This is a genomic window from Flavobacterium adhaerens (assembly GCF_040045115.1).
Taxonomy (GTDB): Bacteria; Bacteroidota; Bacteroidia; order Flavobacteriales; family Flavobacteriaceae; genus Flavobacterium; species Flavobacterium adhaerens.
The window spans coordinates 336,032-347,319 of record NZ_JBDLZX010000003.1 but is presented as its reverse complement, the minus strand read 5'-3'; the positions used below and the strand labels follow the sequence as shown (position 1 = coordinate 347,319).

Here is an 11,288-nt window from a genome sequence, read left to right as displayed (position 1 = left end):
CCAAATTAAAACAAGAAGATGAAAAAGTTAGTATTAAGCATTTTACTTTTGACTGTTGCCAATGGTTACAGTCAAGAGTTGAATGTTCCTATTGCCACACAGTATTTAGCCGATAACCCCTATGTTGTTTCGCCAACCTACGCAGGTATTGGTGATAATTTTAGAATAAATTTAAATGGTTACAAACAATGGGTTGGTGTTGAAGATTCTCCACAGAGTCAGGCGTTGTATGCTGATTTTAGGGTTTTAGATCAATCGGGTGTGGGCTTGACTTTGTATAATGACTCTAATGGTAATACTAAACAAGCTGGGGGTAAACTTACCTTTGCTCATCATATCATTTTAGATTATTATTCTAAGCAGTATATGTCTTTTGGTATTTCGTATATCTACAATTCATTTCGCATAAATACAACTAATTTTAATCCTTCTGCACCTGATCCTAATATAACTGATGACCGTTCAACGGTAAATAACAACTTCGAGGTGGGTTTGCTTTATCGTAACAAAGGATTTTATGCCAGTCTTACCGCAACTAATATTTTGCAAAAGGATTTAAACTTTGATATTGCTTACGAACCAAATAAGCTTACTAATTACCAAGTGTATAGTGGTTATGTTTTTAATATTGGGAACAGACAAGAGTTAGAGCCATCAGCCTTTTATCAATATTACCACAGTGATGGTCGTTCGGTAACTGATTTGAACTTCAAATATAGAAAATTCAATAGGTACGAGGACTATTATTGGGTAGGAGCTTCTTATCGTTTCTTGAATGATCAAATCGGAAAACCTTTAGCGGTAGGACCAATTGTAGGTTTCCAAAAAGGTTTTATTTCTGTTGGATATTCGTATCAAGTTACTCTAAATGATTTAGCGGCTTATAATTCAGGTACACATTCATTTACTCTAGGATTTAGATTTCTACAAGGAATTAGTAACTGTCCTTGTACGCAAACTCCTGTTCACGACTAGACTTTTTCAAATTCAAAAAAAAACTTATTGATTCGAATATCGAATCAATAAGTTTTTTTTTGCTCCAAATTGGATTAAATTTTTAGTGCTAGACTAACGTTCAAATCCATCTATAAATTTACGCATCGTGTATTTTTTTTCATGCGTATCGTAATAACTCAAAATATAGTAGTTTTTGTAGCGAATAAAGCCCGATAAACTTACTTCTGGATGTTCTTGTACAAAACCAGATATAAAATCAATAGCGAGCGGATCTTGGCTTGATTTGGTTTGTTCTAACTTTTTATCGAATACACTCTCAAAATAGGTTGTTATGGGATAATCAGTGAACATAGCATTGTTTTCATTGTTGGAATTATTGAGAAATTGGGTTATTCCTGTGCCTCCAATTGTGATTAAGATAGAATTTAAAGTTTTATAAACCGTTAGCCCTACGTCTTGTTGAACCAGTTGATTTAAAAATTTTGCCGTATTTTTTATTTCTCTTGGTTTTTGATTCTCAATTTGCAACCACAAAGGAGATGTTTTAAACGGAATTATTTCTGTTTCTAAAACATTAATACTTTTAATGGATTCGGCAGTTTTATACTCTTTTATATCAAATAGTAATTCGGCTCTGTTGGCCTTAAATTGGTAAATTTTGTTCTCGTGATAATAAGAGTTTGATAAACATACAGGGTCTTTAGTTGCGGTTTTAGGATAGTTTTTTTCTTGAATTTCTGCACTAGCAAGGTCTATCTCAAAACCTTGTGTTTCGTTATCATTATGATCAAAAGTGAGGAGCATCTTATCTCTAAGAATGTACAGTTTTGTTCTTTGTGTGCCTTTGAATAAAGGGTTGAATTGACTGGTCTCTATTTTTTCTATCGGACAAACTTCCAGAATTTTACTGAGTCTGATTTCTTGATTTAAGGTGTTTTTAAATTTAAAATTACTAAAGTCCAATTCCTTTTCTTGCTTTTTTCCATCTTTAAAACGATACAGTATCAATTTTTCTTCAAAATGCTTTTGAGCGAGGATATAAAAGATATTGTTTTCCTGAAACTGTGTTATAATAGATTGGTTGAAAAAAGGAAGTTCAACCTCAATAATCGCTGACGTTGTATGGTTGTCTAAATCATATTGGATAGCCATAATCTTTGTTAAATCTTGATTGGACCAATATAGAGTAGGGTTGCCATCTTTATCAAAGCTATAACCTGTCAATTTTTTGTAGCTAATGTCGGGTCTTGCTAATGTAAATTGTTTGTTCAAAAATAACGAGCTGTTGTATTTTAGGATTGTAAGGGATTCTTTGTCGCTAATAAAAGCAAAGAACTCGTGAGTAATTTTGTTTTCGGCATTTATGATTTGTCTATACTCTTTAGACTTTTTAAGTTCCAAAGGATAGGTGGCCAAAATGGTTTGGCTATAATGCAACGTACTTTGGATAAGCAGTAAAAAAGTGATTATTTTTTTCATATAGAGTGTAAACTTTGACAATTTGTATTAGAAGCAGGTGAACTGTTTATTTATTGGTTCATTATTTCTTGGAAATAGTCGGCCATTTGTCCAACATGTTGCGCATCCATCAAGCCATGATGAACATGTATTGACATTGGCATGGTTCGTTTCCCATCTTCTGATAACTTCATTTTTCCAAAAGAAATTTTAGGGCAACTATCAGGATAGGCCATATTTCGTGCATGTGATAATGAAGTGAATTCTATCCACGGAATTGCCGAGAAATGAATTAGATTGGCCATACTAAAATCGCGGGTCAATAATCCAGTTGTATTTTGTATGCGCTCTATTTCGGTCAAAGCAATTTTTTCAAAAACTGAATAATCAGGATCAAACTCAATTAATGAGAATCCAAAAGTGCCATCCGTACGGGCTATGGTTGCCGATCCATCTATTTTATCGTAAATATAAATATGGGTATTGTCTATTCGGTATCTAAAGTTCTCAATAGCATTGACCGCTATCAAGGTCTTGTGTAAGTAATAGATAAAAAATGATGTTTTTAACGCTTTAGCATTGTCGTAGGCTTTTGTACTATCAATGAGTAGGGTAACACCAAAAAAGGGTTCCTGCATTTGTTTAAAGAAAAGAAAATGCTCTTTTCGGTTCCATTTGTCTAAGTCTAAAAGAGTTCTCATTTTTTGTGTCTAGGAAGGCTAATTTTTATAAAAATTTGAGTGTAAGGGCAAATATGTTTAAATATAAAAACCTAGCTAAAATACTAAATAAAATGCATTATAGCTAGGTGTTTGTTTCTGTTGTCTGTTGTTGTTAGACTAATAAGGGTAAAACTTCGATGATTTTTTCAAAATCTTGAAAATTTTTATGTACAATCTTGTGATCAATTCTTTCGTGTGCCCAAGTGGTGTGAAACGGAATATGTACAGCATAACCACCCATTTCTAAAACGGGCAATACATCCGATTTTAATGAATTTCCTATCATAAAAAATTCCTCTGGTTCGATTTCTAATCTCTTAATCAAGTCTGAATAATCAATCACTTGCTTGTCTGACATTACCTCGATATGATGAAAATAATGTCCCAATCCCGAATTGTGTAATTTTCTGCGTTGATCGAGCAAATCACCTTTGGTAGCCACAACTAATTTGTATTTGCCATGCAACGCTCGTAAAGTTTCTTCTACTCCGTCTAGTAAAACAATGGGTTTTTCTAATAATTCTTTGCCAAATTGAATGATTTTCTCAATTACTTCAACAGGGATTGTATTGTTCGAAATTGCCATTGCGGCTTCTATCATTGAGAGAATAAAACCCTTGATTCCATAGCCATACAATTTGAGATTGGCTATTTGAGTTTTAAATAACTCTTGTGAAATTCCCTGATGAGAAAGGTAATTTTCCATCAAACCACAGAATTTTTTCTCAATTTCTTCAAAATAAGTTTCGTTGATGAACAAAGTGTCATCAGCATCGAAGGCGATTACTTTTAAGTTGGGTATTTTATCGATTAGCATGGGTAGTTTAAGTTTAAAGTTCAGTACAAATAATAAAATAATCTGCATGAACCGAGAGTTCATTTATTTTGAAAACAATTTTTTCATAGAAATTGTCTTTTGGTAAAAAGTTATTCGGATTCCGAAAAGCAAAATAATTCCTCCGAGAATCATCTGTAAAGTTATTTTTTCCTCCAAAAAAAACCAAGCCAAAATAGCGGTAAGTATCGCTTGACTAAGCAAACTCAGTGAAACTCTGGTTGCACGCATGTGCTGAATAGCATAACTAACCGATAGCCAAGCACACAATTGACAAATAAAAGCCTGAAGCAGCAATACGAACCAGCCCATATTCGTGAAGCCTGTAAAAGGTTCGTTGAGCACATAACAAAGAATTCCTAGATAGATACTCGATGCCGTTAAGCTAATGGTCATAAACGAAAGCACATCAACCTCAGAAAGCACATTTTTGCTAACCAAAAGATAGGCAGCATACAAGACTCCAGATAAAATAGCAAACCAAAAGGCTTGATCAAAATTCATTTGGATAAAAAATTCAAAACCTACAAATACGATCATTCCAAATAAGGCGATGAGCGTTCCTATCCAAAAATTGATTGCAGGTTTTGAGCTCAAAAACAAAAAAGTACCAATACCCACCCACACTGGAGATAGATTAGTAAGCAATGATGCCTGTGTTGCACTCGAATCCTGAATGGCGATATTCCAAACGGCAACATCGGATGAAAATAAAACACCGCAAAGTGATGCCAAAAGTGTCAGTTTTAAATTAGGAAGTTTGAATTTTCCACTTATAAGAACATAAGGCAAGAGTAAAATTACCGCGAAGGACATTCGATAAAAAGCCGAAATGAGCCCCGGTGCTAATCGCAATTTGATTAATATCGGGAAAATTGAGATACATAGTATTCCGCAAAGTAGAGCTAATCTTGGTTTAGTAAGTTTCAATTTTTTGATTGTTTATAAATGAAGATTGCCACAAATTACTAATTAATCTGTGGCAATCTGTATTGTTATGTTTTATTATTTTTAATTAACTGTAGCGCCATTTACAACACCATCAGCATCTGGGTTTACGAAAACCAATTTTCCTTCAGCATTTGAAGTCATCAAAATCATCCCTTGACTTTCTACACCACGAAGTGCTCTTGGTGCTAAGTTTACCAATACAGATACACGTTTCCCGATAATATCTTCTGGCTTGAAACTTTCTGCAATTCCCGAAACAATCGTACGAACATCAATTCCAGTATCTACTTTTAATACCAAAAGTTTATTGGCTTTTGGCATTTTTTCCGCTTCTAGAATCGTACCAATACGGATATCCATTTTGGCAAAATCCTCAAACTGAATCAGATCTTTTTGTGGTTCAATCATTGCGAGGGACGAAGCAATCTCTTCCATATTGGCAGTTTTTGTAGCTTCCAATTTGTCTATTTGTTTTTGAATTTCTTCGTCTTCTATTTTTGCAAAAAGCAATTCGGCTTCTCCAATTTGATGTCCAGCTGGTAATAAATCAGAGGTTTCCGAAATTGAATTCCAATTCAATTGATTGTCAATTTTCAAAATGCGTTTCAATTTTTCAGCAGTAAATGGCAAAAACGGTTCAGCTAAAACACTCAAAGCAGCTGCAATTTGCAAAGCGACGTACATTTGCGTTTTGGTACGTTCTTCATCCGTTTTTATCATTTTCCATGGCTCCTCGTCGGCCAAGTATTTGTTACCCAAACGAGCCACATTCATCAATTCACTTAATGCTTCACGGAAACGGTATCTTTCTACCGAACTTGAAATTACTGAAGGATATGCTTTTAATTCGGCTAAAGTTTGTTCGTCAACTTCAGAAAGTTCATATGGAGTTGGAATAATTCCGTTGTAATACTTGTTGGTAAGTACCACCACACGATTGATGAAATTTCCAAAAATGGCAACTAATTCATTATTATTTCTGGCTTGAAAATCTTTCCAAGTAAAGTCGTTATCCTTAGTTTCAGGCGCGTTTGATGTTAAAGCATAACGTAAAACATCTTGTTGATTTGGAAATTCTTCAAGGTATTCGTGTAGCCAAACCGCCCAGTTTTTTGAAGTGGATAGTTTATTTCCTTCCAAATTCAAAAACTCATTTGCTGGAACATTGTCTGGTAAAATATAACTTCCTTCGGCTTTTAGCATTGCAGGGAAAATTACACAGTGAAACACAATATTGTCTTTTCCAATGAAGTGTACTAGCTTTGTATCTTGGTCTTTCCAGTAAGGTTTCCAATCTTTTCCTTCGCGAGCGGCCCATTCTTTGGTAGATGAAATATATCCAATAGGCGCATCGAACCAAACGTAAAGTTTCTTTCCTTCGGCACCTTCTACAGGAACATCAATTCCCCAATCCAAGTCACGTGTTACCGCACGAGGTTCTAAACCACCATCAATCCATGATTTTACTTGACCGTAAACATTCGATTTCCAATCGTTTTTATGACCAACCAAAATCCATTCATTTAGGAAATCAGAATATCTGTCTAAAGGTAAAAACCAGTGCTTGGTCGATTTTAGAACAGGAGTTTCGCCAGTAATAGTTGATTTTGGATTGATCAAATCGGTAGCATTCAAAGTCGAACCACATTTTTCACATTGATCGCCATACGCTTCTGGATTGTCACATTTTGGGCAAGTACCAGTAACAAAGCGGTCTGCCAAAAATTGATCTGCTTTGGCATCATACAATTGTTGGGTTACTTCCTCGATAAAATCGCCGTTATCGTATAATTTTTTGAAAAATTCTTGAGCTGTTTCGTGATGGATTTTGGCCGAAGTTCGAGAATAATTATCAAATGCAATTCCAAAATCTGAGAATGATTTACGTATAATTTCGTGGTATTTATCGATTACCTCCTGAGGTGTTACCCCTTCTTTTTTGGCTTTCATCGAAATAGCGACCCCGTGCTCATCGCTTCCGCAAATAAATGCAACGTCTTTTCCTTGTAAGCGTAAGTATCTCGAATAAATATCGGCGGGAACATAAACCCCTGCTAAATGCCCAATGTGTATTGGTCCGTTAGTATAAGGCAATGCCGCTGTAATAGTATATCTTCTTGGATTTTGTATCATGATTCAATTTTATTGCCTGCAAAAATAAGCAATAGAATTGAGAGTTTAAAAGGTTTTTATTGGGAGGGATTAGAAATGGAAATGTCTAGATTATGACTTTTGATTTTTTCGGATAAATTTCGCAACCTCTACCATAGGTGCATTCCAAATTTCCTTTTCGTGTAATTTTATAAATTGAAGTAATTCTTTGTGTGCTTTGGCTGAAACATTTATAGGGTGATCTCCGCCCACGCCATGAAATAAAAACACCAACAAAGTATGAGTTTCGATGGCTTTTTTGACCAAATCGATCATGTATTCTGCTGAATGACCGTTTATCCCAAAAGCATTAATATCGTTTAAATTGACTTCTTTGATATGTTGAAATCCTGATTGTACGCCACGAGCTCCAACAAATTCATTTTGTACCGAATCATAAAAATTTACCCCTCCAATTTTGGTATCGCCACAAGGATAAGCAAAGGTTCTTTCTTTTTTACCGTCGATTGCTTCGATTAGGGTATTGGCAATTCGGATTTCGTTTACCGCTCTAGTTACCGTATAGGTATTGAGTGCTTTGTCTGGACTTACCCAAGATCTTCCTTCTAGACTAGCATCACAAGGATGAGTTAACGAATGGTTTCCCAATTCATGACCATTTTGAGCGGCCAGTCTCCATTCTGGAATTCTTTTACTCACAACGGGCGAATCTCCCGTTAAATAAAAGGTGCCTTTAAGACCAAGAGAATCCAGAGCAGGAACTACAATGTCAAGATTAACATTGATAGCATCGTCATAAGTGAGTACAACAGCACACTTTTTATTGTTCCAAAGTTCTGTTTCTTGCGAATGAATTTGTTGTCCCAAAAAGGCAACTAAAGCAATAAAAAGGTGCTGTGTTTTCATAGATTTTGATTTAAATATTTCTTTTTAACTAATTTACAGAAATTAATGTAACCTCAAAAATCAGTACAGAACCTCCTGGGATTCCATTGTAAAAATAACTGCCATATCCTAAATGAGATGGAATTAATAACATACCACTTCCTCCTTCTTTGAAAAGTTGGATTCCTTCTGTCCAACCTGCAATAACTCTTTGCAATGGAAATGAAACGCCTTCAGCATCACTTTCATCAAAAACTTCTCCATTGGTATAATAACCTTTGTAGGCTACTGTTACATTGGATGTTGCAGTTGGTCTTTTTCCAGTTCCTTCTTCGTTTATTACATAATACAAACCTGATTCGGTTCTGGTAGCATCTAAGTCGTTGTCTGATATGTACTTGGTGATTTCTTCTTCATTTTTTTCGGTATAATCAATGCTTTTGTTAGAATCATTGTTGCTGCATGACATGAAAAGGGTAGCGATAATGGCTATGAATGTGTATTTCATAATTGAATTTTATTTATTTGAGGGCAAATATATGTTTTTGGGTTTGCAAAAATTGATAAGGATTTCTTAAAAATTGATCTGTTGACCTATTGAAAGCGATTGTAAATGATAGCAAAGAGACACTTTGCTTTCTATTAGCCCTGATCGTAGTGAAAATCTTTATTGCCCGGAGTTTGGGCAATAAAATTGAAACAAAGAGCAGGAACCATGTGGACTGATATTCCAAATGATTCCTGCTCCTTATAAAAAGTAGGCCAAATTAGGCTCCTAATAATGCGGTAACTAAAAATAGAATTAGTAAACCTATGGCAATGTATTTTGAATATTTTGACATTTTTAATGATTTAGGGTTAATAAAATTATGCTAATTGTACTGTTTTCAAAAGAATGAAAAATAGATTGAAATTCCAAAAAAAATATCGTTCCATTCGTGACAACGTTTTGATTGTCATTCTACCAACATACAATTTGGTTGTACTTGAGTTGATTTGTTTTTAAAAAAACCAACTCGCCACAAAAATGGCCGTAATCACGCAAATCACATCGACCAAAAGCATCGTTCCTAAAGCATAACGCGTGTTTTTGATGTTTACAGAACCAAAGTAAACCGCAATTACATAGAAAGTGCTTTCGGCACTACATTGGAAAATACTGCTCAATCTTCCAGTCATCGAATCGGCACCAAAAGTATTCATTGAATCAATTAGGAATCCTCTTGAACCTGCAGAACTAAAAGGTCTTAACAAAGCCACTGGCAAGGCATCTACAATTTCTTTGCTTACTCCCATATTCGAGAATATAAATCCAAGTCCGTTACTGATGATTTCGAATAATCCACTGTTTCGGAACAATGAAATTGCGACCAGCATTCCCAAAACATAAGGGAAAATGGTCACACCCGTTTTGACTCCGTTATTGGCTCCTGATACAAAGGCTTCGTAAACAGTAGTATCGGCTTCGGTAAATTTTTTCTCTTTTAGAAATGAAAAGATTAAAGTAAAAACTATAATTCCAACCAATATTAAGGCCGATAGATTAGAAGTGAAGTAGTTTTTACCAATTAAATCTAAATGGTTTACATACATCAATAAACCAATTATGGCTCCAATTAACGCCATTAATCCGATGACCAATGAAGCACTTTTGAAGTTGATTCTTTGTTTAGCTCCAACAATCAGAAAGGCAGCGATTGTCCCAATAAAGGATGTAATAATGCAAGGCAACATTACATCGGCCGGATTTGCGGCTCCTGCAGCAGCACGATATCCAATAATAGAAGTTGCAATCAATGTTAGCCCTGAAGCATGCAGACACATAAACATTATTTGGGCATCGCTGGCTTTGTCTTTTTCGGGATTGATTTCCTGTAAACTCTCCATCGCTTTGAGTCCAAATGGTGTGGCGGCAGAATCCAATCCTAAGAAATTGGCAGCAAAGTTTAAGGTCATATACGATATCGAAGGGTGATTTTTTGGAATACTTGGAAATACTTTTACAAATACTGGGCTTAGAACTTTGGCGAGTTTTTCGGATACTCCCGAAATGATTAAAAGTTCCATCAATCCGCAGAAAAAAGCCAAATAGGCGATAAGCGGTAAAATCAAATCCAGCAAAGTACTTTTGCAAGTAGGCAATAAACCATCGGATTTTTGAACTCCACTGTACATTTTGACTACCTTATTTTTATAGACATAAGTAGTATCGGCATTGAGCGTATCTCTATTGATGATAAAAGTTTTTTCTTCTGATTTTTGGATGCTGTCTTTTATGAATGCTGGAATCTGATCTATATATTGTTCAGAAATCAAAATAGGATCGTCTTTTTTCCCGTTTAAAACGTGATCTATTGTATAACTGCCACCAGAAAACAAACTGAAAATCACAAAGGCAATTGACGAAATGAAAATGACCAGCCAAAATCTGCTTAATACCATAATTTAGAATTTTTGTAAATGTAATTATTTATTACAAAAAAGACCTAACAGGTTTTCAAAACCTATAAGGTCTATACTTTACACATGAATAATCTCATCCTCAATCAGTAAATCTTCTCTTCTAAGACGAAGAAATATCTGCGCTACGGCAATCGTATCTTTTTCGCAATAAGTGACTATTCGGTCAATGTCTTTTTCCTGATAAAAAACCTGTGCTACTTGACTGCCATCGATATCGCCTTTTGGCGATGGGATTCCAAGCACTTTACACATCAGTTTTAGAGAGGTGAAATGTTTGTAATCGCCAAATTTCCACAATTCTAAAGTGTCGAGATGCGGGATTTCCCAAGGTTTTTTGCCGAATAAATTCAGTTTATCTGGAATCGGAATGTTGTTGATAATCATTCGGCGGGCAAGAAAAGGAATGTCGAATTCTTTGGCATTGTGTCCGCACAAAAGGTGTTGCGGTTGGTTGAAATGGTTGTTCAGTAAATTATTAAAATCCTTTAAAAGTTTAACCTCCTCGCCAAAAAAAGAAGTTACTCTAAAGTTTCGGATATCTCCTTTGATCACAAAAAAACCTACCGAAATACAAACGATTTTCCCGAACTCCGCCCAAATGCCAGCACGCTCATAAAATTCTTCTGCCGAAACTTCGTCTTTGCGTTGGTATTGTGTTTTTTGCTCATACAACATTTGCATTTCCGAATCGAGTTGGTTGTAATTTTCGGTTTCAGGAACGGTTTCTATATCTAAGAAAAGAATGTTGTTGAGGTTTATTTTTTCGATCATACAATTTTATTTTAAACACAAATTCCACTAATTAGCACGAATTCATTACACTTGAATAAATTCACGAACTTTTTTAAAGTTTTAAAATTAACCAAATTTATTATTCTACTATTTTAATTGGTGAAAATTCGTGC

General features: G+C 35.0%; 10 protein-coding genes. 1 reads left to right on the top strand and 9 read right to left on the bottom strand.

All coding sequences use genetic code 11. From position 1 onward, the window contains the following. Positions 1-18: 18 nt before the first annotated feature. Positions 19-975, top strand: coding sequence for a PorP/SprF family type IX secretion system membrane protein (locus ABEB18_RS06075; protein ID WP_348798280.1), 957 nt, complete (start codon positions 19-21; stop codon positions 973-975). A 93-nt stretch (positions 976-1,068) separates the two neighbouring features. Here the strand turns inward: ABEB18_RS06075 and ABEB18_RS06070 are convergent, their stop codons facing one another. The 9 genes from ABEB18_RS06070 to ABEB18_RS06030 form a co-directional block, all read right to left on the bottom strand. After that, positions 1,069-2,436, bottom strand: a complete 1,368-nt coding sequence (locus ABEB18_RS06070; RefSeq protein ID WP_348798279.1) for a hypothetical protein — start codon at positions 2,434-2,436, stop codon at positions 1,069-1,071. A 50-nt stretch (positions 2,437-2,486) separates the two neighbouring features. Beyond that, entirely contained in the window at positions 2,487-3,116 is a 630-nt protein-coding gene (locus ABEB18_RS06065) for a CatA-like O-acetyltransferase (protein WP_348798278.1), read from the bottom strand. Between the two features lie 133 nt (positions 3,117-3,249). Next, positions 3,250-3,954: an HAD family hydrolase gene (locus ABEB18_RS06060; RefSeq protein ID WP_348798277.1), complete on the bottom strand. Its 705-nt coding sequence runs from the start codon at positions 3,952-3,954 to the stop codon at positions 3,250-3,252. A 63-nt stretch (positions 3,955-4,017) separates the two neighbouring features. Further along, the gene (locus ABEB18_RS06055) at positions 4,018-4,902 is read right to left on the bottom strand and encodes a DMT family transporter (RefSeq protein ID WP_348798275.1); all 885 of its coding nucleotides are present in this window, start codon (positions 4,900-4,902) and stop codon (positions 4,018-4,020) included. An 81-nt stretch (positions 4,903-4,983) separates the two neighbouring features. Next, on the bottom strand, positions 4,984-7,056 hold the full coding sequence (metG, locus tag ABEB18_RS06050; RefSeq protein ID WP_348798274.1) for a methionine--tRNA ligase: 2,073 nt from the start codon (positions 7,054-7,056) through the stop codon (positions 4,984-4,986). 90 nt (positions 7,057-7,146) lie between these two features. Further along, entirely contained in the window at positions 7,147-7,941 is a 795-nt protein-coding gene (locus ABEB18_RS06045) for a polysaccharide deacetylase family protein (protein WP_348798273.1), read from the bottom strand. A gap of 28 nt (positions 7,942-7,969) precedes the next feature. Next, a complete protein-coding gene (locus ABEB18_RS06040) occupies positions 7,970-8,428 on the bottom strand; it encodes an FKBP-type peptidyl-prolyl cis-trans isomerase (RefSeq protein ID WP_348798271.1) in 459 nt (152 codons plus the stop codon). A gap of 494 nt (positions 8,429-8,922) precedes the next feature. After that, positions 8,923-10,362, bottom strand: coding sequence for a nucleoside recognition domain-containing protein (locus ABEB18_RS06035; protein ID WP_348798270.1), 1,440 nt, complete (start codon positions 10,360-10,362; stop codon positions 8,923-8,925). A gap of 78 nt (positions 10,363-10,440) precedes the next feature. Then, the gene (locus tag ABEB18_RS06030; RefSeq protein WP_348798269.1) at positions 10,441-11,154 is read right to left on the bottom strand and encodes a 3'-5' exonuclease; all 714 of its coding nucleotides are present in this window, start codon (positions 11,152-11,154) and stop codon (positions 10,441-10,443) included. Positions 11,155-11,288 lie beyond the last annotated feature (134 nt).

Coding starts and splice junctions, on each gene's coding strand:
- ABEB18_RS06040 (WP_348798271.1), bottom strand. CDS start 8,428: ATGAAATACACATTCATAGCCATTATCGCTACCCTTTTCATGTCATGC.
- ABEB18_RS06035 (WP_348798270.1), bottom strand. CDS start 10,362: ATGGTATTAAGCAGATTTTGGCTGGTCATTTTCATTTCGTCAATTGCC.
- ABEB18_RS06045 (WP_348798273.1), bottom strand. CDS start 7,941: ATGAAAACACAGCACCTTTTTATTGCTTTAGTTGCCTTTTTGGGACAA.
- ABEB18_RS06030 (WP_348798269.1), bottom strand. CDS start 11,154: ATGATCGAAAAAATAAACCTCAACAACATTCTTTTCTTAGATATAGAA.
- ABEB18_RS06070 (WP_348798279.1), bottom strand. CDS start 2,436: ATGAAAAAAATAATCACTTTTTTACTGCTTATCCAAAGTACGTTGCAT.
- metG (WP_348798274.1), bottom strand. CDS start 7,056: ATGATACAAAATCCAAGAAGATATACTATTACAGCGGCATTGCCTTAT.
- ABEB18_RS06065 (WP_348798278.1), bottom strand. CDS start 3,116: ATGAGAACTCTTTTAGACTTAGACAAATGGAACCGAAAAGAGCATTTT.
- ABEB18_RS06075 (WP_348798280.1), top strand. CDS start 19: ATGAAAAAGTTAGTATTAAGCATTTTACTTTTGACTGTTGCCAATGGT.
- ABEB18_RS06060 (WP_348798277.1), bottom strand. CDS start 3,954: ATGCTAATCGATAAAATACCCAACTTAAAAGTAATCGCCTTCGATGCT.